Raw genomic sequence first — 23,786 nt, forward strand, 5'->3', positions numbered from 1 at the left:
TGTGCGGGGCTTTTTCGTTTCTGGAGATTGACCCTTATGAGTGGCTTTTTTCACGGCGTCACCACCACGCTGATCGACACCGGCGCGCGCACCATTTCGCTGCCGTCGTCGTCGATCATTGGCCTGTGCGACACCTTCACCCCGGGCTTACTCGGCGGCGGTACGGCCAAGGCCGGCGAGCTGGTGTTGCTCACGTCCGAACGCGAAGCCATTGCCGCGTTTGGCGCTGACTCCGCTATGGCCAAGGCGGCAGCAGCGATCTATGTGCGCGCCAAGGCGGTGATCGTCGCGATCGGCGTGCCCAAGCTTGAAGATCCCGCGCTGCAGACGTCTGCCATCATCGGCGGCGTTCTGGCCTCTGGCCAGCGTACCGGCCTGCAAGCACTGCTCGACGGCAAGAGCAAACACAACGCCCAACCCAAACTGGTGATCGCCCCGGGGCACTCGTCGACCCAAGCCGTAGCGACCGCCATGGATGCGTTGGCGGGCAAGCTGCGTGCGATCGCCATCATCGACGGCCCGAACACCACCGATGAGGCGGCCATGGCGTACGCCCTGGAGTTCGGCAGCAAACGCCTTTACCTGGTCGACCCTGGCGTCAAGTTTTGGGACACCGTCACCAGCGCGACGGTCGATGCGCCGGCATCCGCATGGGTCGCCGGGCTCTTCGCCTGGACCGACGCGAATTACGGCTACTGGGCGTCACCGTCGAACAAAGAGTTCGTCGGCATCACCGGCACCACGCGCCCGATCGAGTATCTGGACGGCGACGAAACCTGCCGGGCCAACCTGCTGAATAACGCAAAAATCTCGACGATTCTGCGGGACGGCGGTTACCGCTTATGGGGCAACCGCACGCTGTCCAGCGATCCGAAATGGGCGTTCGTCACCCGGGTGCGGACCTGCGACATCTTGATGGATGCGATCCAGGCCGGGCACAAATGGGCGGTCGACCGCTCGATCACCAAGACCTACGTGCAGGACGTGACCGAGGGTCTACAGGCGTTCATGCGCGACCAGAAAAACGCCGGTGCGGTGATCAACTTCGATGTCTATGCAGACAAGGAAATGAACACGGCCAGCCAAATCGAGCAGGGCAAAATTTACTGGCGCATCCGCTTCACCGACGTGCCGCCGGCAGAAAACCCGAATTTCCTCATTGAAGTCACCAACGAATGGCTGACCGAAGTTCTTGAAACCGCCTAAGGGGGCCGCTCAATGATTCCTCAAGTTCTCTCCAACTGCGCCGCGTTTGTCGACGGCGTGAGTTTTGCCGGTGACGTGCCAACCCTGTCGCTGCCCAAGCTGACTCAGAAAAATGACGACTATCAGGGCGGCGGGATGTCGGCTCCGATCGAGATGGCCATGGGGCTGGAAAAGCTCGAGGCGGCATTCACCACCAACGGCGTGCGCCGTGAATCGTTGAAGTACTTCGGCCTGGCGGATCAGACGGCGTGCAACGTGGTGTTTCGGGCCGCCTTCCGGGGCTTAAAGGGCGTGATCACGCCTGCCGTGGTGACGATGCGCGGCGGTATCAAAGAGGTCGACATGGGCGACTGGAAGCCGGCCGACAAGGCGGAAATCAAACACGCGATCAAGCTCGTTTACTACAAGCTCGAGATCGACGGACGCGTGATGTACGAAATTGACCCGATCAACATGATTCAAGTGATCGATGGTGTGGATCAACTGGCCGCAGAACGCTCGGCCCTCGGCCTTTAAGGACAAAGCACATGACTCAAGTAACTCAAGAAAAAGCCGTACCGACGTTCCTGAAAATCGACGATGACGGTGTCACTGTCACGTTGCGGCATCAGGCCAATTTCAGCGGTGTTGCCACCGACAAGTTGATGATGCGTGCGCCGTGTTTGCGAGACGTTAATGCGGCCAAGGCGGCCGCTAATGGCGATTATGAAAAGATGGAAATGAACCTGTTCTGCAGCTTGCTAACCGCCACCGAAGCCGAGCTGTTGTCGCTGAAATACGTCGATTACCTGCGTTTGCAGGCCGGCTATTTTCGCCTGGTCGGCGAGGACGACGTTTAACGCCGCCACGCTGAACATGGCGGCTCGACGCTTGGCACGGGAGACGGGGTTCTCCGCTGCCGAGATCACGGAAATGCCGTTTAACCAGATGGTGTGGTGGCTCACGGATTGAGCCACCTTTGTTCTACCCGACGTATAGGGCACGCACATGGCGAATAAACTCGCGCTCGGCCTGGTCATTGGCGGGGCGGTCAACTCCTCGGTGGGAGCCGCGTTCAAGGATGTGACCAGTCGCATCAAGCAGCTGGAGGCCGAAGGCAAAAAAGCCCGGGTGCTGGAAAAGACCATCGGCGACACCATGCGTCTGCGCGATGAATGGCGTAAGGCGCATTTGGCGGGTGAGAAAAACGCCTCGGCGTTGCAAAAGCAGCTTGAGCGCAATCTCAATATCCTGAAGAAAGAAGGCGTGGAAGTTCGCAATCTGACCAAAGCCTATGCGGCGATGGGGCAGGCGGCACACAAGGCTGAGATGAAAGCCAAAGGTCACCAGCAAATCGGTGAAGGCAAACAGCAACTGAAAAGCAGTGTCGGTCAGGCGGCGGCCGCCACGGCGGCGATGGCGATTCCGACCAAGGTCAGCGCGGACTATGGCGCGATCATTCGCGACATCGCGATCAAGTCGAACATTGCCAACAAGCCCGAAGAAACGCAGCTGTCGAAGAAGATTATCGACACGTCGCGGGACACGGGCATGGCGCGCAATCAGGTGGCCGAGGTGGTCAATGCCCTGGTGGGTGCCGGCATGGAGCTGGACAAGGCCCTTCAGTACGCCCCGACAGCGGCCAAGTTTGCCGTGGGGCAGGGCTCGGACGGTGGCGAAACGGCGCGCATGATCAACGCCTTGGGGCAGAACGCCAAAATCACCGATCCGGCGCAGATGCAGAAGGCGCTGGAGGCGATCGCCTACCAAGGGCAGGCGGGCAGTTTTGAAGCCGCCGACATGGCGCGCTGGTTTCCCGAGTTGCTGGCGAATATGGGCGCTCTGAATATCACCGGCATGGATGCGGTGAGCCAACTGGGCTCAATGCTTCAGGTGCAGATGAAGACAGCCGGCGGCGCCGACGAAGCGGCCAACAACCTCAAGAACTGGATGGGTAAGATCGGTTCTGGCGACACAGTCGAAGCCTACAAAAAGGCCGGTATCGACTATCAGGCGTCGATGAACACCGGCCTGCAGAACGGCAAATCAACCCTGGAATCCAGCTTCGAGCTGGCCCAAAAATACATCGCGGCAACCGATCCGAAGAAGGCCGCCGCCATGGCCGAAGCCACGGCCAAGATCAGCAAGGAGGCCGATCCGGAAAAAGCCAAGGCCATGATTGCGTCCCTTGAGCAGGCTTTGCGTACCGGCGATCTGTTCGCCGACATGCAGGTCAAGGCGGCGTTGACCGCTTACATGCAGAACAAGGACCTTTACAACCAACTGAAAAAGGACTCGGCCAACGCCACGGGAATCCTGGATAAGAACCTGGAGGAACGCCGGCAGTCTTCGGCGCAGAAGTGGTCGGAAATGGCGCAAGGCATGGATGAGGCCATGCGGGCGATCGGCGACGCGTTCCGCCCAGTCACGGACAAGGTGGCGGACGGGTTGACCTACGTCACCCAAGGGCTGAGCAAACTGTCGGATGAATCGCCCAAGGTGGTGACGGGGATCGGCGCGGCCGTCGCGGCCGTAATCGCCTTTCAGAGCGCCATGAGTACCTTCAAGATTGCCAAGGGTTTGATGAACCTCGGGCGCGGTTCGCTGATGGGTAATCCGAACATCCCGCAAAAGGTCATTGTGGTGGGCGGTGGCGGTGGGGGCAGTGTTCTGGATGCCGGCGATCTGGACGACGACGGCAAACGCGACAAGAAAGGCAAGAAGGGCGTCCGGGGTGGTAAAGGCGGCACGGCCAATGCCTCCAGCGCCGCCAGTGCAGTCGGACGTTCTGCCGGAAGTTTCGGGCGGACCGTGGCGACGGGGGTGAAAGGTCCGGCAATCTTCGCGGTCGTTGAGGCCGGTTTGAAAGCCAAGGACACCTATGACAATGCGGTGACGCAGGACGAAAAAGCCGAAGGCTATGGCCAAGCTGCGGGTGGGCTGGCGGGCACGTTGGCCGGCGCAGCCGCGGGTGCGGCGATCGGTACCGCCGTGCCGGTGATTGGTAACATCATCGGCGGTTTGATCGGCGGTTACCTCGGCTACATGGGCGGTGACGCCCTGGGCGGCGTGGTTGGTAAGTCGATGTTTGGCACCGATGATGAGCTGAAGCGGATGCCGGCGGCGGGCCCGCTGATGATGACCAGCGCCGGTAAGGACATTCCGCCGGTGCTGGGCAGCATCGCCCAGTCGTTCGCGCCGCCGGTGACCGGGCCTTTAATGATGGCGAATCCCGGCAAGGGCATTGCGTCGCCACCAATCGCGCTGGCGCCCGAAGCGCTCACCCCGGCATCACCACCGGTGTCATATGACCCGCGTGACCTCAATTCGAAAGACGCCATGTTGCTGCCGCACTTTGCCAACAAGGTGCGCTTTCCGGGCTCTGAGTTGCGTCGGCCCAAGGTCATTCGCTCGGGCTTGGAAGATCCCGCACCGCAGCCAGGTGAAGCCGCTAAAGCCATGATGTTGCCGCCGGCCAGTGCGGATGCAGCGGCGGGGGCGTTGGTGAAGCCGATGGCGGCGAAAGAGGCGCCAAAAATTGAATCGAAGGTGGATATTCAGGCGCCGTTTTCGTTGACGGTCAACGGCGATGTGAAGGACGGCGCGCAGCTATACGCCCAGCTCAAGCCATTCCTCGATCAGCATCAACGCGACATTGCCCAGCGCGTAGAGAGCAGCAAGCTCTACGACGCGCCGCACGTTTAATCAGGAGGGCGTATGTCTGATCAGGAAAAGACTGCATTGCAGCAATTACAGTCCGGGCTGAAGTTTCTGGCCACGGCAGGGGAAACCGGGCGGCGCAGCCTGGACGGCATGCTGGGACCGGTGAATGGCGCGATCGGGGAAATCACCGGCGCGGCTTCCGAGCTGGAGGGTTTGCCCTTTGTCGGTCCAGCGGTTGGGGCCAAGCTTCAGCGCGTCATGCGCGGGGTAAATGCGGCTCAGGCCAAAGTCGGGCAAGTGGTGGCCACCTACAACAAGGCCACCCGGGCGCTGTCGCAAATTGATGAACGCATGGGCGTGTTAAAGGAGCAGGCGGGTAAGGCCGCAACGGCGATCAACAAGATCGCCGGCAAGGTCAGTCCGTCGCTGGCCAACATCGTGCCCACGGGGGCTTTTGCCACGGATCAGACACCGGCACCGGAGGCGGTGAAGCCGTTTCCGCACCTGCTGATCATCCAACCGGAAGACCCCAAGGCACAGCCGTATTTCTTCAACCTCGATACGGCGGCCTTTGATGAGCTGCGGCGCTCGACCGAATTTCGCTGGGCCTCTCAGGAGCGCCTGTCGCGTCGACCGGCGCAGCAAGGCGTGGGCATGGGTGACGAAAAGATCACGCTCAAGGGCGCAATCTTTCCCGGGTTCAAAGGCGGCCTGAAGCAGCTCGACACGCTACGCGCGCTCGGAGCCCAGCTTAAGCCGCTGACGCTGACCACGGGCTACGGCGATGCGCTCGGCACCTGGTGCCTGAAAAGCGTCGAGGAAGAACAAAGCGCGCTGATGCAAGGCGGCATCCCGCGTAAACAAGGGTTCACTCTGGAATTTGTGCGCTATGGCGACGACATGCAGAACGTCTGATGGGGACCTGCTGGACACCATCTGTCACAACTACTATGGCCATCTCAGTGGCAGCGTCGAGGCGGTCCTTGATGCCAATCAGGGGCTGGCCGATGAGCCGCAGCCGTATCGGGCCGGGGTGCTGATCACGTTGCCGGATCTTTCGGCGCCCGCCCAGGAGCAGGTAACGCTGTGGGATTGATGAACTACACTCGTGTTGTTCATCACTCAAAACTCCTTACTTTCTAACCCGCCTTGTGCGGGTTTTTTTTGGACAAAAATCCATGACCCCCATGTTTCGCATCGTGGCCGATGGCGCCGATATCACCGGCCTGATCAACGATCGGCTGATTCAGCTCAGTACCACCGACAAGCCGGGCATGGAATCGGACACGTTCGAACTGCGCATTGATGATCGAGAGGGTCTGGTGACGCTGCCCCGGCGCGGAATCGGGATCGAGGTTTACCTGGGTTATGCCGAGACGGGCTTGGCGCGGCAGGGCCGCTATGTCGTCGATGAAGTCACGGTGTCCGGCCCGCCGGATACGATCGTGATTAAGGGTAAGGCCAGCGACATGCGCGGCAGTGGCAAGACCATTCGCAGCGGAAGCTGGGAAGACGTGGCGCTGTCGAAAATCGTCGGTGATATCGCCGCGCGAAACGGCTGGCAGGCGGTGTGCCCGGTGTCGACGAAGGTCGCCCGGGCAGACCAGCTCAATGAGTCCGACTTCAATTTCATCACGCGCTTGGCTAAGCAGTACGACTGTACGGCCAAGGTGGCGGACGGCAAACTGCTGGTGATGGCACGACAAGGCGGGCAGACCGCCAGCGGCAAGGCCTTCGGCGCGATCACCCTGACACGCAGCGACGTCAGCCGCTGGCAGTTCAACTTCGGCGATCGCAACACGCACAAGTCCGTAGGCGCCAAGCATCAGGACAAGAAAACCGGAAAGCTGGTGGTCGTGTCCTTGGACAATGACGACCTGCCAGACGGCCTGCCGGCAGTGCATACCGATCGGCATATTTACCCCAATAAAACCGCCGCCGAGTCCGCCGCCAAGGCACGCTTGGCGGCGTTCAACCGATCAAGCGCCGGGGTGCGCTTCGAGATGCCCGGCCGCACGGACCTGTTCGCTGAACGCTCGATCATTGCCCAAGGCTTCAAGGTTGGCCTGGATGGGGAGTACCTGACGGACTCCGTCGAGCAGGTCTACACCCAAGCCGGCTGGTCGACCACCGTCGAGTGCAACGGTGGCAAGAGCGGCAAGGCCAATGCCAAGGGTAAGAAGCCAAAGAAGCCAGCGAAGCCGCTCAAGATCGTCACCCTGTAACCGCGCATTCGCGCATCCCAATCCGCCGCGTGCGGTTTTTTTATGCCTGGAGTTTGTATGTCCATCACCGAGCAACAGCTACAACGCATCATGCCGAACGCCCGCCGCCAAGCGGGCGTATTTGTATCCGCCCTCAACACCGCCATGGCGCACCGGCAGATCAACATGCCGAAGCGCCAAGCGGCGTTCCTGGCCCAAGTCGGGCACGAGTCGGGCCAGCTGCAGTACGTCCGTGAACTGGGCGGTGAGCAGTACCTGAGCAAATACGACACCGGCAATCTTGCGGTAAAACTGGGCAACACGCCTGACGCGGACGGCGATGGCCAGCGCTATCGCGGTCGCGGTTTGATTCAGATCACCGGCCACAACAATTACCTGCGCTGCAGCTTGGCGTTGTTTGGTGATGAGCGACTGTTGCGCACACCAGAGCTGCTGGAATTGCCGCAATGGGCTGCTGAGTCGGCCGCGTGGTTCTGGTCGGTGAATGGGTTGAACGCGCTGGCGGATCAAAACGAATTCAACGCGATCACCCGCAAGATCAACGGCGGCCTCAATGGCTTGGCGGATCGATTGCAGCTGTGGGAGCGGGCGAGGGCGGTGCTATGCGTCTCGTCGACCTGATCCCTCTACCGTATCGGCTGAGCTCTATGGGTGTGTTGCTGGTCGCGGTGGTCGCTGGTACTGCCGTGTTGTCCTGGCAGATCCAGGACTGGCGTTACGGTCGGCAATTGGCGGAGCAAGCCAGGCTGCACACCGACACTCTCAATCAACTGACGTTGGCCGCGGCCGCGCAACAACGCGTCGAGCAGGACAAGCGCCTGGCGCTCGAGCAGCGGCTTTCCGTCAGTGAACAAACCCACTACCGAGTTTTGAGCGATGCCCAACGTGATCAAAGTCGCCTGCGCGACCGCCTTGCCACTGCTGATCTGCGCTTGTCAGTCTTACTCGACGCCACCGCAGGCGATGCCATTGGATCGATGCCAGCCACCACCGCCACCGGCGGCGTAGTTCATGGAATCACAAGAGCCCAACTTGACCCAGCGCATGCTCAACGAATTATCGGCATCACCGATGCCGGCGACCAAGGATTGATTGCTTTGGCGGCCTGTCAGGCCTACGCCAAAGAAGTCTCAACAGCGAAGTGAAAAAGAGCGGCCGGGGTGGATGCGTCAACATCCAACCCGACCGCCGTCCCTGCAGATCGTCCCTGCAAGTCCAGCCAAGGCTCTTACTCCGTGCACGAAGCGCGGCGAGCCTAGCACCTGTTTATCCATACAGTAAAGGTCTTGCTCTCTATGTCTACACCCATCATCCCTTGGATGGGCGGCAAACGCCGCCTGGCCGACCGCCTCATCCCGCTTTTCCCGCCTCACGACTGCTACGTGGAAGTCTTTGCCGGCGGTGCCGCGCTCTACTTCATGCGACCCCAGGCCGCGCCCGTTGAAGTTCTCAACGACATCAACGGCGACCTGGTCACGCTGTACCGCGTCGTGCAGAACCATCTGGAAGAATTCGTGCGCCAATTCAAATGGGCGCTCAGCTCTCGCCAGGTGTTCGAGTGGCAGAAAATGACCCGCCCCGAAACCCTCACCGACATCCAGCGCGCCGCCCGATTTTTCTACCTGCAGCACCACGCCTTTGCCGGCAAGGTCACCGGGCAGACATTCGGTACCGCGACCACCGGCCCGGCGATCAACCTGCTGCGGATCGAGGAAAACCTCTCGGCCGCTTGGCAGCGACTGTCTGGCACCTACGTTGAAAACCTCCCTTGGCTTGAATGCGCCGAACGCTACGATCGTGCCCACACCTTCCACTACATGGATCCGCCTTACTGGCAGACCGCCGGTTACGGCGTGGACTTCCCGTTTGAGAACTACGAACGGATGGCCGATTTCATGCGCCGCTGCAAAGGCAAGGTGATGGTGAGCATCAACGATCACCCGGACATCCGGCGTGTGTTCGAAGGCTTTCACTTCGAGACCCTGGATATTCGCTATACCACAACCAACCAGCGTCAGGGAAAGGCCGAAGTCAGCGGCGAACTGGTGATCATGAATTGGGAGCCAGCCGCACTGGGTGGATTGTTCTGATCACCATGGGGAGTATCCCGGACGACCAATTCCTGATCGGTGTGAAGCAGATCCCGTTCCGCGAAATTGGTTCAGGCGCGCATCGCTGCTGACCAAGTGATCGACGGCAAGGCGCCCGATTCTACCGGCGGAGCTACGCACTACTACACGATCGCCATGAAAACGCCGCCGGCCTGGGCAGCGAAGGCGAAGCAGACGCTGAAACTCGGCGGTCACGTCTTCTTCAAGGATGTGCCGTGAGCCTGGCGGCATGGAAGGTTGCCGGGGCGCTCGCGCTGGTCCTGGTCGGCGCAATCAGTGCCTGGAAGGTTCAGGGGTGGCGATACAGGGCACAGTTAACCGAACAATCGCGGTTGCACACCGACACCCTCAATCAACTGGCCATGCTCGGCTCCGCTGCGCAGAAGGCCGAGCAGGACAAGCGCTTGGCGCTCGAACAACGGTTATGGGCCAGCGACCAATCCCACCACGAGACATTGACCAATGCTCAAAAAGACCAGGCTCGTCTGCGCGATCGCCTTGCCACTTCTGATTTGCGGCTGTCAGTCCTCCTTGACCAAGGTTCAGCCGGTCGCTGTTCAGTGCCTGCCACCGCCGGTGCCGGCGGCGTGGTTCATGGAGCCGTTCGAGCCGAACTTGACCCAGCGCATGCTCAACGAATTATCGCCATCACCGATGAAGGTAATCGGGGACTGATCGCACTGGCAGCATGTCAGGCGTACGTCAATGCGCTCAATTCCGAGAATAGATAATCGGTTTTCGGGCGCGCAAGTTTACTGGCTCGAGGTCATAGACACTGCGGCAGGGTTACAGACGTCTTTGAGCATATTCCTAGTGGAGGGGTTGCCGCGCGCGCTGCTAAAGTCCTGATCCTCTTGATTAGGCTTAAACGCGTTAGCAGTGTTACTTGCACCGAGGTAGCGAACAGTGGAGTCCGTGCAGTTAAATTCCCATTTAGTGTAGGCTTTAAAGGAATTGTATATTTGCTCCGCGATGATTACTGGGTTCTGATCTGACCGGTCGGCGGAGACGATTGTGGTTGGAGTGACCAACGTGATTGAGTCTTCGGCTAACCCTGAGCCATGAGCCGTGGCGCAGACGAGCACAAGCGAAGCAGCAACGAGATTGTTCAAAATATACCGTCCATAGTAGGGGGGATCCAATGCGCGACTTCTACTGAGAGTCGCATCAAATTATGACAAAAAATGACTGTTTTCTAGACTAGAGTCACATTTTCAATGATAGATGATCGATTTCGGTTGGGTGTACTGGGAAAGTCGTCCGCACATTGCCGCGTCCTCACGGCGTGCGTTCAGCGTAGACCTGCCACCGTCTGCTTCGTTACAAACCCGCTTCCGCAGCAGGTCGGACAGTCGTCGCGCTGACCGAAGTGATCGAGGCAGGTCGGGCAGGTGCAGAAGTTCGCCAGTTCAAGTAGTGGCCGGGCCTTTTCGAAGGCGCGCAGGTTGTGGCTCTCCTGGGCGAGCTGCGCCGTATCGACCAGCACGCGGTACAGGTCAGGATCGTCGATCGGCTGGTAGGTCACCCCCTCGACCACACGCTGAGTCTCGATCAGGTCATACCGTCGCCCGTCGGGCATATTCAGTGTGAGCCCGGTGATTCTCGCGCTGGTGCCGGAGGCATTAAACACCAGGTTCGCGCCGCTGGCATCCGGGTAAATCTTGCCGTCATAGCCTGATCGGCGAGGATCCGCGAGCGAACGGGCGTCATAAAAAATGGAGCGGCCGATGCGACCGAATAAGTCGGTGGTCCCGCGTAACACCACATCATAGGAAGACGCCCCGCAGTAGCGCGGTGGCGCGTCAATCAGCTCTTCCACGGCGTGCCAGTACGCGGCGTTCGCCAGCTCATTCATGTCGAACTGTTCGAGCGGATCGACCAGACCCTCGGCGGCCAAGGTGTCGCTCATGGCATGCAGGGTCTGGCGGTGTGCCTCCGGGTTCTGCAGCCGGAATTCGTGGTTATCGAGGGTCGAGCGCCACTGCTGAAGTCTCAGCGCTTTGGCCTGGTCGAAATTCATGGGAACGGATTCGCTGTACAAATACTGGTTGCATGTACAGTAATCTAGCGGCGAGACTCAGGCGAGGGGGAGGCGACGAGCAGTCGCTATATGTCAGGGCGGTGCTGATTGTCCACTTCGTGGAACCGGCGGCGCACGCTATGGGCGCCTAGCGCTCACAACTCGACGGTGAATCCGCTGATGCCCACGCTTTCGGCAAAACGTCCCACGGCGGTCAAGCTGGCCCAGGTGCGCAGGCGCTCACGCCGCGAGCGCACCGGCACCCAGCGCGCTCCGCTGCCGCCCAGGCGGATCGACAGGCCCCAGGCGGGGCCGCCGTTGACCTTGGCCACCAGGCACTCGCGCACCGCGTGCTGTTCGACCAAGGCGCGCAACACCTCCTCGTGAATGCCGTCGCCGATCATTGTTCGTGCTCCAGGCGGCGCGCCGTCGCCGCCTGTTCAAAGGCCACATACAACCCTTCGATACTTGCGGCGTTCAGCGCGTTGACCGTTTCCAGGCCCAAGACAAAACCTTCGGCACGGTCACTGGCGCGAAACAGGTCCTCCGCCGTGCGCGCCTGGACAATCTGCGCCAGGAGTTTGAGGGTCTGCGCTTTCACCGCGGGCGGCAGATGCAGCGCCGCCAATGCGTCGTCCATGCTTACTCCCATTGCCAGCCGTTGCGGTTGGCCGGCGGTTGGAGCGGCAGTTCGTCCTGCCCGACGTCGATCAGCAGCCAGCCGCCGGCCGGTTCGTTGCTGCCGTCGACAATCGAGCCTTGCAGCATCAGCCCGCCCGGCAGTACCACGCGCAGCGCATTGGCTTTCTTGGGGCCTTGCAGGTAATGGTCAAATTCAAGGCGAAAGCGCTTCGGGTCGATGTTGAGCACCCGAACATTTAATTCCAAGGTGGTCAGTTCATTCGGCGGCTGTCCCCGGTAAAGGGCCAACACGGCGACGGTGGCCAAACCTTCATAGGCGTAGGACATGAGCAGGATTCCGGTTCAAGTCAGTGGCGGTCTCTAGGTGAAACCAGGCCATCAGGGGATGGTAGACCAGTCCTGGCGGTGCTGGTTTCCAGGGCGAATAAAAAAGGCCCCCACACCTGTCTCCAGTGTGGGGGCCTGTTGAACATAAACGCCGTTACGCGCAGTCTTGGGCATCTGCCACACTGTCGGTTCGATTGCCTGGGAGAGTGGGTATGTTTTGGAAGAAAAAAAAGCCAGAGGTTGCGCTGGATTGGCTTTTGGCTCGGCAGATTGCGGAGGCTAATGCGAGTGGCGATCAGCGCACGGAGCTGACCTATCGGCTGCTGCTGGTGTCCCAGCAAACGGACATAATACGGGTGGCCATGCAGAGCATTGTCGAAAATTACAGTGATGGCCTCAGCGAGTTGACGCACGAAGCCAGCCACCTGTTTCCGATCCCCCTGGCTGCTGAGATTGAACGCCTTGAGCGTCTTGTGGCCGATAATTTCGAAGAGATTGAGGCCTTGGCTGATAGAGCGGGGGATTTGCTGATTAAGTTAGCTCCCCTGCAAGTGGCTGCATTTAAGAGCTAATGGGTCGTTCGTTCGCGGCGGCCTTCAATTCGGCCTTGCGCTGGTTGCGCTGCAGGTCAACCGAATTGTTCAGACGCCCATACTCGGCCCAGTCGATCAGCCCTTCGGCGTATAACGCTTCCACGTACCCCCGCGCCCAGAGATTAAGCAGATCAACAGAGGTATGCGATTCGGCGCCGGCGATCTTGGCAATCTGCTGCTGGGCACGGTTCAGGGTGGCGGGATTGTTCGGCTCACTCATGGTTGGTTCCTTTTATCTTAACTGGTAGCTTATTCGACTTCTCCCGGAGTCATGTTCCCCAAGCGACTTTTCCTTTCCAGCTCATCTAAATGGGCTATCACGTCCCTCATGTCTTTATCTCGATCCCATTCACCTGGTAGAGGTTCGTCAGCAGGTAGCCCTGCATGTGAACGAAGTTTTTTCACTATGTCAGACGCCTGCAACCCTAATACAGCATTCCCCCGCCTCCTCGACCAGAAATATTCGGGGTGATCCGGCGGATCGTAGTTGAAATCCTGGATTCCTCGAAGCTTTCCATGAAGCTGGTCCTGTTGATCGGGAATCCGAAGAATCAAATACATCAAATCTTTGGGTAACAGCCTCCAATCAACGTCAAGCTCTAACGGGCGAAATACTGGGTCTGAGGTCGTGGTTTGGTAGTAACCATCTTGGCCCGCTGGTTGACCCTGCCAGGTGCCATCGTCTTTGCAGCAGTCGAAGCATTCACTTGCGAATCGATCCAAATGGGAAACAACAATAATCCCTAGATACGTTGTGGCCTGGTTAACCGTCTTACGTTTGACCCACCATTCTTTAATCAGGACGAAGGAGTTGCCAAGCAAAACGCCGCTGATACCTGCCACAGCCGAAATAATTGCTGAAACGTTCCCTGGATCCATGAGTGCCTCTGCGTGATTTGTGCGTAGTAAACGTTAATTGTAGGCAGCGATCTACAAGGTGCGGGCTTTCCGGTAACGGACCGTCCAAGCCGTATCTCTCTCTGCCAGCGCGAGGGCTTGGTCGAAGCCTTCGCCGCTGTCAATCAGCCCTCAACCGCTGGGCATCATGACGGCCCCATCGTTGTATCTGAATGGTACTAATTGTTAGAAAGTCATAAGCCGCTGATTATTATAGAAAAATATCTACTAACGTTTTCGCGATTTTCGGGGCATTTCGCCTTAGAAGTTCCCTCATAAAGTCTATTCGCCGGAAGCCGCTATCGACCCTAGGCTGTGTGAAAACGTTTTTGAACGCGGAGACAGTCGAAAACTGACCTCAAAACCGCGCTCCTACACGAAATTCATGATGTGCTCTGAAATCTGGATTGGGTTTGTCGAAATTTCGTATAAAGCTTGGTCTGTCCCGACCTACATGAAATGGTCCGGCATTATAAATACAGGCTCACCACGTTCTTTCCTCCCCAAACTTAGGTCCTGAGGATTGGGATGGAACCACAATGGCAGGTTTTCGAAGTGCTGAGGCAGTTTCCCACGATTAATTAGTCCTGTCATAAGCTGGGCCGCACACCATTCTTTGTACATGAGGATGGTGCCTTCGAGGTCATCAATGTTGTTCGACGCTTTAGGTGCAGGAGTAAACGGATTAACCATTATCCCATCTATTTGCATTGGAGATGTCCCCAGGCTAAGCGTTGCTGAATCATTTAGTGCACCGATGTTTAAGTAGCTTTTATAAATCCATATGCGATAGTTTGAAAAAGCCTTTCCAAACTTTGTATAACCACTAAATGATGGAAGGCACTGCTTTCTATTTGTTACAAAGACAGCAACTACTAATGTAGTCATGTCAGCCAATCCAAATTCGCCGACGGTTATCAACTCGTCCTTGCCTTTAGGATTACAAAGCTGGTGAACAGTGGGCTTTGCGTGGCACTTTACATATACTGGAGCTAAAAGATTCTCTTTCGAACTATGAATAAATTGAGCAAGCGTGATTTTTTTTCCACTCTCATGCACGACAGATTTTTTTATGAGAGTACCGGATGACTTGGAACTTGCATGCACTGAAAACCGATCCTCTTTAATTCCCTCTTCGTAATGCGTGGTTGAGTCCACAAGCCTCTGGTCTGGCTTTATATATATGGAGAGCCCACCTTCTCCATCTTCACATACTGATAAAATTTCATAACGCGCACCTTCGTACATATAGGTAAATCGCGTTTTACTTTTTTTAGCCATATTTAACCCTCCTTATATCAGTCTAAAATTTCATGTAAGCGCTCTTTATATCGGATGTTACTATTCACGCAGGTAGTCTACGCTGCTTTCGCAGAGCTATAGCCTGTGAAAGCCAACAAGCTGATGGGCGTCCTGGATGAAATCAACGGCCGCTGGGGCGTGGCACGCTACGTTCGGACAGTGTGCCTGCCGACCCTGAATGGGCTATGCGGCGTGACTTGATGAGTCAGAGCTACACCACACGGCTAGATCAGCTTTGAGTTGTGAAAGCTTAATGAGTGAGCCCCGTATCCAGGCTCAAGCTCTCCATCTCTAAATAACAGTTAGGATCCCTCAGATCATTATTTGGCAGAACTACCAGCATCTGGTGGTGTTTTGACTTGGCGCGCGCCGTCGTCCCCCCGCCACGCCTGCGGGCTAAATAGGGCGCTTTTTCTGCACTCCCTGCAGGTGCCACAGCGAGGACGAGGATGGGGCAAAAATGGGGCAAACCATACGCCAATCCATGCCATTCAATGCATATCAAGCGTTTGTGCATACAGTGGTGATATGCGCTGAGCCCCTGCAAACATGGGGGATGGGGCTTAGCTGCCGAAATACTCCAGCACAATCGGGGTATGTTATTTTATCGATTTGGTGTCCCTTTTTTCGATTGCGGCAAGTGCTGCTTGAGGCAGAGAACCATATATTTCGGCAATGTGTTTCGGTTCAGATATAAGCTTTTCGACAATCAAATTCAGCAATTTAAATAGCATTTCGGCTGTCGCGCGATCGTCTCGAAGGTCTATCTGACCAGGATGGACAGCGTTGTTCCCTATAACCCTGACGGCGTCGAGTGCCTGTTGAAGACGTACATCAAGACCTCCAGCTACGAGCGCACCAATATCCTGATTGATGTTCTCGCCTGGTTGACCAAGCTCTTTACAAAGTTTTTGAATTCCCAGGCGGATCAACGCGGCGGCACCACGAGGTGATAACTCAAGAATTGCGCTGGCTTCATCGTAATCTCTGCGAATGTCATCAGACATATCAGGATTCGCGGGAGGTGCATGCCCTGCCGATGGATAAACTAACCTGTCATAGATCCAAACAGAGAGTTTTTCGCAGTTGAAGCAGGTGGAAAGGCTCACATTCCAAACAAATTTGGGATTCCATGGTTCTTTGTCGGGCTTGTCAAAAAATGGCTGGCCTTTTGCCATTTTATTGGCCCAGTCAATCAGGGCTTTTTGGGAGTCTGGATCCTTGATGTCCTTGAAATGATCGTATTCGTCAGCACCAGTCTCCCCGACAATTGTAGGGCGTGGGTGCTTTTCACTCCTAACACACGCGGTCAGATCATGCCAAAACTGCTTAGTCAATGCTCCACAATGAGGGCAGTTGAAAGCAGTTTCGTTCGTTGAGGGGGTTACGTACTTCATGTGCCATTCCTTGGAAAGCATTTTCTGTGTGGGTGATGATGGCAGATTTAATCAGCGGGAGCATTGCAAGACATTTTAGGGCGTTTTTAGGGCAGATCCGAGGCTGCAACGGACCGCTTCATGCCGTGTGATCTTGCATATTTTCTCCCATTCGTTGGCCTCTGGCGGCCTGTGGGTTGGATCGAAGGGGTTCGAATCCCTATCCCGTACGATCGAGCGCTGCAATGGATCAATAGCTGCCATTCTTGATGAGCAGCTATTGGCTAATAGTGAACACATGGCGTTCAAAACAATTTGAATGGCTCGGTTAGCTACCTACTTCGTCGACGTCCCAAAAGCCCACGCTCGCGCGCTTCAGATGCGCATCGAGAGATTCCCATGCGAACCCTGCATTGCGGATCAGCATCCCGCTGATCTCTACAAGCCGTTGCATATGCTCTAGGGTTGCTTTGATGTCGCCCCATTTAATGCCCAGTGTGCCGATATCAACAAGCTTGTATTTGTCTACGACCAACCGCACTTCGGTATGGGCGGATACTTTGTCACGAATGGTTCTGAATGACTTAATCGTTGAGCTGGTGGATAAAGCTGACCACAGGGCGGTGGCCTCGCAATACAAATCATCGAATTGGGCTCCACGTTGAGCCTCCTCTCGCAGTTCAATGCGTTTAAGCGCCTCAAGTGTCTCAGAGTCAGTTTCATCGTCACCCAGAGGGATTTCCCATGTAACGAACTGATCACGCAGTGTGCGTCGAAGCGCGTCGTCGGCTAGTACTCGAATAATATTGTTTAGACTAGGAGTTCGCGGGTCGTCATCGAGCGTCAGTTTTGCTATGTCCTGCGCGCATGAGAGGAACAGAGAGTCTTTGAGAATGTTAAAACCCATAGCTCGCTTTCCGGAGCCAACTTTGGCCACTACAGTTTTGTCGAAGAGCATCGGTTCGAGGATCGAGTACCTCTGACGCAGTTTAATTGTCAACACCGGTTGAAAACTGACCCACCCTACCGAAGTAAAACTGACCCACCCCGGCGGTGTTTGAGGTCTGTTTATTTTTGTGGCGAGGCCGTTTCTCTCGGCACCACCTGACCTGATTTCAGCTTGTCCTTCAGTCGATAACTTTGTCCGCTGACCTGGACGATATGCGCATGGTGCAGAAGCCGATCCAGCAGCGCAGCGGTCAGTGTTGAGTCGTCGGCGAAGGTCGTTGCCCACTGGCTGAACGGCAAGTTGCTGGTCAGCACCAAGCTGCCATGTTCGTACCGCTTGGCGATCACGTTGAAGAACAAGTTGGCTTCGTCACGGCCAAAAGGCAAATAGCCGATCTCATCAATCACCAGCAGTTTCGAGCGTTGAACAACGCGACTGAAATACTGGGCCAGGCGCCCTTGATGGTGCGCGGCGACGAGTTGCAAAGTCAGGTCGGCGGCAGAGATAAATCGGGTGGAAATGCCTGCCATTATCGCCCGATGAGCCAGAGCGCTGGCCAAGTGTGTTTTGCCAACGCCCGAAGGCCCCAGCAGTACGACGTTTTCCTTACGCTCGATGAAGGCCAGCCCGGCCAGTTCCAGGATCTGGCTTTGCGGCGCGCCGCTGGCGAATTTGAAGTCGTATTGTTCAACCGTTTTCACCGCCGGCAGCCCGGACTGTTGCAGCAGCGCTTGCCGCCGACGCTCGTTTCGAGCGCGATCCTCGCTCAGCAGAAGCTGTTCCAGGAAGTCGGCATAGCTCGTTTCTTTTTCGGCCGCTTGCTGGGCCAGAGCCGGCCAGTCCGTCGCAAAAGTGTCCAGCTTGAACTGTTGGCAAAGAGACTCGATGCGCAGATGTTGAAGGTTCATGGACGCACCTCAAGCAGTGCCTGATAGACAGAGAGCGGATGCTGCAAGCTTTCCACCGGCATGGGTTGGACGACCGAAATCATGCTGCTCGCAACCCCTTGGATCTCTGGCAGGGGCAACAAGTGGTGCACTTCGGTATCCAGTCGGTGTTGCGGTATTTCGCCCGTCGTCGCATGTGTTCGGGCGTTGGCGACCTCCATCAACCAAGGGCCAATCTTGCTGTTCGCGACTTCAACGTCCAACAGCAAGCTGACCTGGTTAAGTGACGCGGCCAGTGGCACTACGAAGCTGTTTTTCAGGTAGTGGTTGAAGCGCTCGACCTTGCCCTTGGTCTGCGCCCGATAAGGCCGGCAGACTTTCGGTGTGAAGCCATAGCGCTCTGCCAAATTCAATAGCGCGGGATTCCAGCGGTGCTGACCGGGGCCATAAACATCGCGTTCCTGGATAATAGTTTTGGCGTTGTCGAAGAGTAGCTTTCGCGGCGTACCGCCGAAGAAACGCAGCGCCTTTTCGATACCGGAACACCAGGCTGCGGAGTCTTCGCGACGGGAGAAAACGACGTAGGTCGCACGGCTCCAGCCCAACGTTGCAACGAATGCCAACAACGGATCGCGGCCACGCCGAATGACGGTGAAGTCCACCTGCATCTGCTCACCGGGCTCGGTTTCAAAGCGAACGACGGCTTCGTTTGCCTTGGATTTCAAGGTCAGCAGAAAGCTGGTGAGGATTGAGTATCCGCCTTCGTAACCCTGCTCGCGGATCTCCCTCAACAGCACGATGGCGGGAATCCAATGGGGTCGAGCGGCTTCTACGCGCTGACGCAGATAGGCCTCGAAAGGCACAAGCTTGCCCACGCGCTGCGCGCGCGGGCCATAGACGACGGGCTGGCGCTGGGCCTGTAATTTGAGGTGGCGTCGAATGGTATTGCGAGAGCAGCCCATCTGCCGGGCGATGGCCCGAATAGACAAACCCTGACGAATAAGAACACTGATTTCCACGTGTTGCTCCTGGGACAGCATGGGCAGCTCGCAAAAGCTGCATTTTGCCCAAGTGGGTCAGTTTTCAACCGGTAGGGTGGGTCAGTTTTGCATCGGTACTGACATTTAATAAACGCGTCGAGCAAGTGGGATGCGTGAGCCTCGAGTTTCTCTATCTGGGTTGGCATGAGAAGTGACCCCTAGACGTTGTATACACCGGATGCTGTTTTAGACCGAAGGCGGCCGAATAGTGCTCGTTCCGGAACGGCTATAGCTGATCGAGCCTAGCCCGCATTCTTTCCCTTCAGCTTGGCCAGTCCCTGCTTGATGTATCCAGCATTCTCGCCAATCGCCCACAAGGCCCCTCGAACGTTGTCGCCGACTTCGTCCAAACCTTGCTGTTCAGCATGAAGGGTTAGCTCCATCAAGGCTGCTTCCAGACCGAGCTGATTCTGGTACATCCTCTCCAGCACATCCGATAACGAATACTCGTCTGCCATAGCATCGACTCCTTTCGAAAAAAGAAAAAGCATAGTACCGGTAGTGCCCTTTGTGGGCGCTAATTGCTGCGTGCTTAGAAATTGCTACAAAGCATAGTTGATTCGAGGGATGAGCCAGGCTGGCTGGGGGGCAAACGAGGGGCTACGCCCAATCCATCATCGCCATATTGAGAAGCGAAAGGAGGGCAAGGATATGGCGGTGGTCAATTTTGGGGCAGTGCCGCTATGGCAGGAAGGTAGGAGGTGCGATCACCGGAACCAAGCTCACCCTGGCGCAGGAAAATACAGCGCGGCAAGGTTGTCCGAGCGCCCCAGCTGAAACTTTCAGCAGCGTTCGATCTCTCTCAAAGTATTAAGCTTGAGCCAATATTCGGGTGGTACTCCTAAAGGGCATCTGTAGGGTGTTTACGGGGTCTGCTCTCGATTAAAGTTACCCAGAATGTCGGTTATATTGGTGGATAGTGGATGAGGTAGCGTAAAGTGGAAAAGTAGTGATTGGTTGTAGTAAAGATATATGTCTATTTCGTCGATGTTGTTGGCTTTGTTGCTGGTTTCGATTCTTAAATTTACGTCATGCAAACAATATTTGACTTTCCGGTCGGCGAATTCTGCACTGCCCCAGCAGTTTTCTGTGGTGTTTGTTTGTAGTAGGTGTTCGATTGTTTTGAATTGCATGGAATTCACTCCCATAATCCCTGAGGCTCATTGAATGCATTCATTAGGTCGCTTTGGATGGCGATGTAATTTGGGTAAAAATCAAAGAAGGTAGTGATTTTTATTCTCGCATCTTTATAAGCTTCAAAAGCAGCCTGCTGAATAGAGCTATTCGCGTCAACCCATTGTCCATTAGGAGGGTTAATGCTGCGCTGGTAAGTTAGCAATTTTTCGGGCTTAAATGTTGCGGGGCAGGCGAGTTTTACGTCTCCATTAACAGGGGTTGGACCAATTCCTCCGTTGTGGGGTTTTCTTTCAAGAAATGGGTCTCCGTTCTGCAGTGTTCCAATTTGAAGAAGTTCATTGTGTTTGGGGAATATAGGAATGATTTTCTGGTCAAAAGCTATCTTTTGATCATTTGCATTTTTGTAAAGTTCGATGAAGCATTCTTTTTTTGTGTCAGTGGAGAACCGCGCCCACGGCGAAAATACATCATAGTGCTTGCCATTTAACGCTGCTTGGTGCGCTCTTATTTTTTCAAGGGCCGTAGCCCCAGTAACCCATATGGCGAAGCTAGGAGCCACTGCTATTGCTCCCATTAGTCCACCGAGTTGAAGGTAGTCGTGTATGGTCACATTTAATGTGTCCAACATATTCGCCAGCTGGACTTGTCGACGTTCATCTGTAATAGCTTTTGGATCAGTATAATCGATAGCCACCAAAGATACAGATCGCATGTGAGTAACTATTTCTGTTAGTGATTGCTCGGTGAGTTGTCCCTTTATAATATTAGGAAGGTTTTGTAGTAGGGTAATTACCTTGGATATATCGGTAGATAGCTGGTTTAGTTGAGTGTTTATAGAGTGGAGCGCGTCCTGAACTGCTATAAGTGACCTGCTAATCTCATTGCCCGCGGCTGCTAATGTTTGAACCGCTTGTGAAAGAGTGTAGATTGCAGCAATGACCTGCGGCCAATAAAGAGCGTGGATAGGACCTGCGTTCGAAATGGTCGGACCTACATTGCATCCTGAGAATGGATCCCAAGCCAATTTGCCGGTTTTTTCATTTTTTTTATCATTCATTTTTTTTCACCCTAACTATACTTTTGATGTGGTGAGTAGAGGGTTTTTAATTCGAGCTTTTCTACCTTGTTCATCTCTAGCTATATAAAAGTCTTCAAGTACATTTCCAGCTTTGCCGTACGGCCAAAGGATCTTCCCTATCAGAGAGCAACGTTCAATAACAGTAGCTTTATTCGTTCAGATTGCCTGGGAAAATCAGTGAAAAAATAAAAAAAGCTCTTGATAGGTTGGCATGTGCTACGGGTTGCTAAGAAATTGCTACAAAGCAAAGAGATGCAGCAGAGGTAGCTAGGTGGGCCGGTGCTTTGGTGGATTGCTACATCCAATCCATCATCGGCGCCACGCTGAAGCGGCGGGACGGCTCGGAACGGGCAGGGCTAGCAGTTGCAGGGGCTTCAGGTTTTTCGAAATTCATTGATACTGATCTTTTATACAGCGGTTTTTACCCATTTTTCCTTGTTTTTCGAAGTCGCAACTGGAAATGGGCACGATCACATCACGCAAGTGCAAGGACAACTCGACGGCCTACACGGCGCAATACGGATCAATCGGGACGGGAAGACAGTTTATCAGGAAAGCCAATCCTTCGACCGTAAGCAGGTCGCTCAGGCCTGGATCAAGCGTCGCGAGAAGGAGCTGGCCGAACCGGGTGCCATCGAGCGCGCGAACCGCAAGGGTGTGACAATCAAGAAGATGATCGGGCAGTACCTGGATGAGTGCGAGAAGATCCGGCCGCTGGGCAAGACCAAGAACGCGACACTGAAGGCGATCAAGGACACATGGCTGGGTGACCTCGATGACTTAGCACTGGGCAGTCAGAAGCTGGTCGAGTTCGCGCAGTGACGATGAGCAAAGAGGGCGGCGGCGTGCAGGCGCAGACGGTCGGCAACGATTTGTCGCATCGCGAAGCAGTGAAATACATTTCTCAGCAGAGTTATTGCCAGCGCTTGGTTCCGCTTTCGATACTGATGGGTTGCCGGTAAAAAGGCGTAAAGTGTGGCCATTTTCCGCCACCTGTATTGAGGGGCCTGTACACCCAAAATATCTTACGCTGGACGTAACCGTTGCTGGCCCTTTTCAGGCCGCCTATTGGCGGTGCACCTTCCTCAAGGAATGAGGAAGGTCTTTGTGTCGAATTTACAAGCTACTAATATTACTCAAAACTTCTACCACACGATGTTGCTGCTCCGCTGACAAACCAACCCAGAGTGGTAACCGGATTAATCTTTCAGACTGGCTCACCGTTACTCTAAGCTCGCCGTGTGCTCGGCCGTATCGCACACCCGCGGGGGAAGAGTGGAGGGGCACGTAGTGGAACACCGACAAAATTTCATTACGCTTAAATTCAGCGAGTACCTTCTGCCTGTCAATATCTGACGCCAGTAACACGTAGTACATATGGGCATTGTGTTGGCAGTCTCCAGGCACGATCGGCCTGCGCAAGACTCCTTTGGCTTCAAGTGGGTCGAGAAGTTCGTGGTAGCGCTTCCAGCTATCCAGCCGGTTTTCAGTTATTCGATCTGCCTCCTCAAGCTGTGCCCACAAGAAAGCAGCGATCAGTTCACCCGGCAAAAATGAGGAGCCCACCTCTTGCCAAGTGTACTTATCGACTTCACCCCGGAAAAACCGACTACGATCAGTCCCTTTTTCTCGGATGATTTCTGCTCGCAGAGCCATCTTAGGATCATTGACAAGCAAGGCACCACCCTCGCCGGAAATCACGTTCTTGGTTTCGTGAAAGCTGTAGGCACCTATGTCGCCGATACTTCCAAGCGCACGACCCTTGTAGGTTGCCATTACTCCCTGTGCCGCGTCTTCAACTACCTTTAGACCGTGCTTTTTTGCGACGGCCATAATTGTGTCCATCTCGCATGCAATTCCCGCATAGTGCACTGGCACGATTGCACGCGTACGTGGAGTGATTGCAGCCTCAATGAGCCTTTCGTCCAGATTCAGCGTGTCTTCTCGGATATCAACAAACACCGGGACGCCACCACGGAGGACAAAAGCATTGGCTGTAGATACAAAGGTGTACGACGGCATGATTATCTCGTCACCTGGCTGAATATCTAGCAGCAAGGCGGCCATTTCAAGCGCGGCGGTGCAAGAATGCGTCAATAACGCCTTGCTACACCCACTGTTCTGCTCTAACCAATTATGGCAACGCTTGGTAAAGGGACCATCGCCAGCCAGCATGTTGCCAAACTTTGCCTCTGCGATGTAATAAAGCTCTTTGCCCGTCATATAAGGTCGATTAAATTGAATTGTTTTATCCACCACTCAAACCCCTTAAGTCGATGCGTTCCTGCCACCAAAAACTAAATGGTGACGGGAGAGGTATTTCACGCTTCTGTATAAAAATCAACAACAACCGC

Annotated in this window: 26 protein-coding genes and 3 pseudogenes; 15 read left to right on the forward strand and 14 right to left on the reverse strand. The window is 55.6% G+C overall.

The annotated features are described in order from the left end of the window. Nucleotides 1–36: 36 nt before the first annotated feature. From ACYZT6_RS08330 to ACYZT6_RS08385, 12 genes and pseudogenes are all read left to right on the forward strand, one after another. Nucleotides 37–1,206, forward strand: coding sequence for a phage tail sheath subtilisin-like domain-containing protein (locus ACYZT6_RS08330; RefSeq protein WP_462026462.1), 1,170 nt, complete (start codon nt 37–39; stop codon nt 1,204–1,206). A 12-nt stretch (nt 1,207–1,218) separates the two neighbouring features. Continuing rightward, nucleotides 1,219–1,722, forward strand: coding sequence for a phage major tail tube protein (locus ACYZT6_RS08335; protein ID WP_462026463.1), 504 nt, complete (start codon nt 1,219–1,221; stop codon nt 1,720–1,722). An 11-nt stretch (nt 1,723–1,733) separates the two neighbouring features. Further along, nucleotides 1,734–2,045, forward strand: a complete 312-nt coding sequence (locus ACYZT6_RS08340) for a phage tail assembly protein (RefSeq protein ID WP_462026464.1) — start codon at nt 1,734–1,736, stop codon at nt 2,043–2,045. Nucleotides 2,046–2,193: 148 nt separating this feature from the next. Beyond that, on the forward strand, nt 2,194–4,890 hold the full coding sequence (locus tag ACYZT6_RS08345; RefSeq protein ID WP_462026465.1) for a phage tail tape measure protein: 2,697 nt from the start codon (nt 2,194–2,196) through the stop codon (nt 4,888–4,890). Nucleotides 4,891–4,902: 12 nt separating this feature from the next. Next, complete coding sequence (locus tag ACYZT6_RS08350; protein ID WP_462026467.1) at nt 4,903–5,763, forward strand: phage tail protein; 861 nt, start codon at nt 4,903–4,905, stop codon at nt 5,761–5,763. After that, nucleotides 5,738–5,944, forward strand: a complete 207-nt coding sequence (locus ACYZT6_RS08355; protein WP_462026468.1) for a tail protein X — start codon at nt 5,738–5,740, stop codon at nt 5,942–5,944. The genes ACYZT6_RS08350 and ACYZT6_RS08355 overlap by 26 nt, the downstream gene beginning before the upstream one ends. 82 nt (nt 5,945–6,026) lie before the next feature. Then, nucleotides 6,027–7,073 (forward strand): phage late control D family protein, encoded by a 1,047-nt coding sequence (locus ACYZT6_RS08360; protein ID WP_462026469.1) that lies wholly within the window; start codon nt 6,027–6,029, stop codon nt 7,071–7,073. 57 nt (nt 7,074–7,130) lie between these two features. Beyond that, nucleotides 7,131–7,694, forward strand: coding sequence for a glycoside hydrolase family 19 protein (locus ACYZT6_RS08365; RefSeq protein ID WP_462026470.1), 564 nt, complete (start codon nt 7,131–7,133; stop codon nt 7,692–7,694). Then, a complete protein-coding gene (locus ACYZT6_RS08370; protein WP_462026471.1) occupies nt 7,676–8,218 on the forward strand; it encodes a lysis protein in 543 nt (180 codons plus the stop codon). The genes ACYZT6_RS08365 and ACYZT6_RS08370 overlap by 19 nt, the downstream gene beginning before the upstream one ends. A gap of 150 nt (nt 8,219–8,368) precedes the next feature. Beyond that, nucleotides 8,369–9,163: a DNA adenine methylase gene (locus ACYZT6_RS08375; RefSeq protein ID WP_462026472.1), complete on the forward strand. Its 795-nt coding sequence runs from the start codon at nt 8,369–8,371 to the stop codon at nt 9,161–9,163. Between the two features lie 17 nt (nt 9,164–9,180). Further along, nucleotides 9,181–9,403: pseudogene (locus ACYZT6_RS08380) on the forward strand (cell wall hydrolase); the annotation flags it as partial. Beyond that, nucleotides 9,400–9,915 (forward strand): lysis protein, encoded by a 516-nt coding sequence (locus ACYZT6_RS08385; RefSeq protein ID WP_462026473.1) that lies wholly within the window; start codon nt 9,400–9,402, stop codon nt 9,913–9,915. The pseudogene ACYZT6_RS08380 and the gene ACYZT6_RS08385, both read left to right, overlap by 4 nt. Nucleotides 9,916–10,475: 560 nt before the next feature. Here ACYZT6_RS08385 and ACYZT6_RS08390 read toward each other — a convergent pair. The 4 genes from ACYZT6_RS08390 to ACYZT6_RS08405 form a co-directional block, all read right to left on the reverse strand. Further along, entirely contained in the window at nt 10,476–11,204 is a 729-nt protein-coding gene (locus ACYZT6_RS08390; protein ID WP_462026474.1) for a hypothetical protein, read from the reverse strand. Between the two features lie 155 nt (nt 11,205–11,359). Continuing rightward, nucleotides 11,360–11,608, reverse strand: a complete 249-nt coding sequence (locus tag ACYZT6_RS08395) for a hypothetical protein (RefSeq protein WP_462026475.1) — start codon at nt 11,606–11,608, stop codon at nt 11,360–11,362. Beyond that, nucleotides 11,605–11,844 carry a hypothetical protein gene (locus ACYZT6_RS08400; RefSeq protein ID WP_462026476.1) on the reverse strand — a complete coding sequence of 80 codons (240 nt, stop codon included), beginning with the start codon at nt 11,842–11,844 and terminating at the stop codon, nt 11,605–11,607. Before ACYZT6_RS08400 ends, ACYZT6_RS08395 begins: the two co-directional genes overlap by 4 nt. A 2-nt stretch (nt 11,845–11,846) precedes the next feature. Then, on the reverse strand, nt 11,847–12,173 hold the full coding sequence (locus tag ACYZT6_RS08405) for a hypothetical protein (protein ID WP_462026477.1): 327 nt from the start codon (nt 12,171–12,173) through the stop codon (nt 11,847–11,849). Nucleotides 12,174–12,385: 212 nt separating this feature from the next. Between ACYZT6_RS08405 and ACYZT6_RS08410 the strand changes: the two genes are divergently transcribed. Then, on the forward strand, nt 12,386–12,745 hold the full coding sequence (locus tag ACYZT6_RS08410; RefSeq protein WP_462026478.1) for a hypothetical protein: 360 nt from the start codon (nt 12,386–12,388) through the stop codon (nt 12,743–12,745). Here the strand turns inward: ACYZT6_RS08410 and ACYZT6_RS08415 are convergent. From ACYZT6_RS08415 to ACYZT6_RS08425, 3 genes are all read right to left on the reverse strand, one after another. After that, complete coding sequence (locus ACYZT6_RS08415; RefSeq protein WP_462026479.1) at nt 12,735–12,986, reverse strand: hypothetical protein; 252 nt, start codon at nt 12,984–12,986, stop codon at nt 12,735–12,737. The two genes, ACYZT6_RS08410 and ACYZT6_RS08415, sit on opposite strands and share 11 nt — an antisense overlap. A 29-nt stretch (nt 12,987–13,015) precedes the next feature. Then, nucleotides 13,016–13,645: a hypothetical protein gene (locus tag ACYZT6_RS08420; RefSeq protein ID WP_462026480.1), complete on the reverse strand. Its 630-nt coding sequence runs from the start codon at nt 13,643–13,645 to the stop codon at nt 13,016–13,018. 468 nt (nt 13,646–14,113) lie between these two features. Continuing rightward, complete coding sequence (locus tag ACYZT6_RS08425) at nt 14,114–14,944, reverse strand: hypothetical protein (protein WP_462026481.1); 831 nt, start codon at nt 14,942–14,944, stop codon at nt 14,114–14,116. Nucleotides 14,945–15,061: 117 nt separating this feature from the next. On the opposite strand from ACYZT6_RS08425, the pseudogene ACYZT6_RS08430 reads away from it, so the two are divergent. Then, a pseudogene (locus tag ACYZT6_RS08430) lies at nt 15,062–15,204 on the forward strand (DUF4113 domain-containing protein); the annotation flags it as partial. Nucleotides 15,205–15,564: 360 nt separating this feature from the next. Here the strand turns inward: ACYZT6_RS08430 and ACYZT6_RS08435 are convergent. From ACYZT6_RS08435 to ACYZT6_RS08460, 6 genes are all read right to left on the reverse strand, one after another. Further along, entirely contained in the window at nt 15,565–16,362 is a 798-nt protein-coding gene (locus ACYZT6_RS08435) for a DUF4145 domain-containing protein (RefSeq protein ID WP_462026482.1), read from the reverse strand. Nucleotides 16,363–16,669: 307 nt separating this feature from the next. After that, complete coding sequence (locus tag ACYZT6_RS08440; RefSeq protein WP_462026483.1) at nt 16,670–17,344, reverse strand: AbiU2 domain-containing protein; 675 nt, start codon at nt 17,342–17,344, stop codon at nt 16,670–16,672. A gap of 65 nt (nt 17,345–17,409) precedes the next feature. Beyond that, nucleotides 17,410–18,198 carry an IS21-like element helper ATPase IstB gene (gene istB, locus ACYZT6_RS08445; RefSeq protein ID WP_461987631.1) on the reverse strand — a complete coding sequence of 263 codons (789 nt, stop codon included), beginning with the start codon at nt 18,196–18,198 and terminating at the stop codon, nt 17,410–17,412. Continuing rightward, nucleotides 18,195–19,217, reverse strand: coding sequence for an IS21 family transposase (gene istA / locus ACYZT6_RS08450; RefSeq protein WP_462025424.1), 1,023 nt, complete (start codon nt 19,215–19,217; stop codon nt 18,195–18,197). Before istA ends, istB begins: the two co-directional genes overlap by 4 nt. A 242-nt stretch (nt 19,218–19,459) precedes the next feature. After that, the gene (locus ACYZT6_RS08455; protein WP_462026484.1) at nt 19,460–19,675 is read right to left on the reverse strand and encodes a hypothetical protein; all 216 of its coding nucleotides are present in this window, start codon (nt 19,673–19,675) and stop codon (nt 19,460–19,462) included. Nucleotides 19,676–20,355: 680 nt separating this feature from the next. After that, nucleotides 20,356–21,411 carry a hypothetical protein gene (locus tag ACYZT6_RS08460; RefSeq protein ID WP_462026485.1) on the reverse strand — a complete coding sequence of 352 codons (1,056 nt, stop codon included), beginning with the start codon at nt 21,409–21,411 and terminating at the stop codon, nt 20,356–20,358. 481 nt (nt 21,412–21,892) lie between these two features. On the opposite strand from ACYZT6_RS08460, the pseudogene ACYZT6_RS08465 reads away from it, so the two are divergent. Then, nucleotides 21,893–22,367, forward strand: a pseudogene (locus tag ACYZT6_RS08465) (site-specific integrase); the annotation flags it as partial. Nucleotides 22,368–22,548: 181 nt separating this feature from the next. On the opposite strand, the gene rffA reads toward ACYZT6_RS08465, so the two are convergent. Continuing rightward, entirely contained in the window at nt 22,549–23,688 is a 1,140-nt protein-coding gene (gene rffA / locus ACYZT6_RS08470; RefSeq protein WP_462026486.1) for a dTDP-4-amino-4,6-dideoxygalactose transaminase, read from the reverse strand. Between the last annotated feature and the right edge of the window lie 98 nt (nt 23,689–23,786).

This window comes from Pseudomonas sp. RT6P73, from assembly GCF_054897715.1.

Excerpts from the sequence above, each read along its gene's own strand:
- ACYZT6_RS08330 (WP_462026462.1), top strand. The coding sequence starts at position 37 with ATGAGTGGCTTTTTTCACGGCGTCACCACCACGCTGATCGACACCGGC.
- ACYZT6_RS08335 (WP_462026463.1), top strand. The coding sequence starts at position 1,219 with ATGATTCCTCAAGTTCTCTCCAACTGCGCCGCGTTTGTCGACGGCGTG.
- ACYZT6_RS08340 (WP_462026464.1), top strand. The coding sequence starts at position 1,734 with ATGACTCAAGTAACTCAAGAAAAAGCCGTACCGACGTTCCTGAAAATC.
- ACYZT6_RS08345 (WP_462026465.1), top strand. The coding sequence starts at position 2,194 with ATGGCGAATAAACTCGCGCTCGGCCTGGTCATTGGCGGGGCGGTCAAC.
- ACYZT6_RS08350 (WP_462026467.1), top strand. The coding sequence starts at position 4,903 with ATGTCTGATCAGGAAAAGACTGCATTGCAGCAATTACAGTCCGGGCTG.
- ACYZT6_RS08355 (WP_462026468.1), top strand. The coding sequence starts at position 5,738 with ATGGCGACGACATGCAGAACGTCTGATGGGGACCTGCTGGACACCATC.
- ACYZT6_RS08360 (WP_462026469.1), top strand. The coding sequence starts at position 6,027 with ATGACCCCCATGTTTCGCATCGTGGCCGATGGCGCCGATATCACCGGC.
- ACYZT6_RS08365 (WP_462026470.1), top strand. The coding sequence starts at position 7,131 with ATGTCCATCACCGAGCAACAGCTACAACGCATCATGCCGAACGCCCGC.
- ACYZT6_RS08370 (WP_462026471.1), top strand. The coding sequence starts at position 7,676 with ATGCGTCTCGTCGACCTGATCCCTCTACCGTATCGGCTGAGCTCTATG.
- ACYZT6_RS08375 (WP_462026472.1), top strand. The coding sequence starts at position 8,369 with ATGTCTACACCCATCATCCCTTGGATGGGCGGCAAACGCCGCCTGGCC.
- ACYZT6_RS08390 (WP_462026474.1), bottom strand. The coding sequence starts at position 11,204 with ATGAATTTCGACCAGGCCAAAGCGCTGAGACTTCAGCAGTGGCGCTCG.
- ACYZT6_RS08395 (WP_462026475.1), bottom strand. The coding sequence starts at position 11,608 with ATGATCGGCGACGGCATTCACGAGGAGGTGTTGCGCGCCTTGGTCGAA.
- ACYZT6_RS08400 (WP_462026476.1), bottom strand. The coding sequence starts at position 11,844 with ATGGACGACGCATTGGCGGCGCTGCATCTGCCGCCCGCGGTGAAAGCG.
- ACYZT6_RS08405 (WP_462026477.1), bottom strand. The coding sequence starts at position 12,173 with ATGTCCTACGCCTATGAAGGTTTGGCCACCGTCGCCGTGTTGGCCCTT.
- ACYZT6_RS08410 (WP_462026478.1), top strand. The coding sequence starts at position 12,386 with ATGTTTTGGAAGAAAAAAAAGCCAGAGGTTGCGCTGGATTGGCTTTTG.
- ACYZT6_RS08415 (WP_462026479.1), bottom strand. The coding sequence starts at position 12,986 with ATGAGTGAGCCGAACAATCCCGCCACCCTGAACCGTGCCCAGCAGCAG.
- ACYZT6_RS08420 (WP_462026480.1), bottom strand. The coding sequence starts at position 13,645 with ATGGATCCAGGGAACGTTTCAGCAATTATTTCGGCTGTGGCAGGTATC.
- ACYZT6_RS08425 (WP_462026481.1), bottom strand. The coding sequence starts at position 14,944 with ATGGCTAAAAAAAGTAAAACGCGATTTACCTATATGTACGAAGGTGCG.
- ACYZT6_RS08435 (WP_462026482.1), bottom strand. The coding sequence starts at position 16,362 with ATGAAGTACGTAACCCCCTCAACGAACGAAACTGCTTTCAACTGCCCT.
- istB (WP_461987631.1), bottom strand. The coding sequence starts at position 18,198 with ATGAACCTTCAACATCTGCGCATCGAGTCTCTTTGCCAACAGTTCAAG.
- istA (WP_462025424.1), bottom strand. The coding sequence starts at position 19,217 with ATGCTGTCCCAGGAGCAACACGTGGAAATCAGTGTTCTTATTCGTCAG.
- ACYZT6_RS08455 (WP_462026484.1), bottom strand. The coding sequence starts at position 19,675 with ATGGCAGACGAGTATTCGTTATCGGATGTGCTGGAGAGGATGTACCAG.
- ACYZT6_RS08460 (WP_462026485.1), bottom strand. The coding sequence starts at position 21,411 with ATGAATGATAAAAAAAATGAAAAAACCGGCAAATTGGCTTGGGATCCA.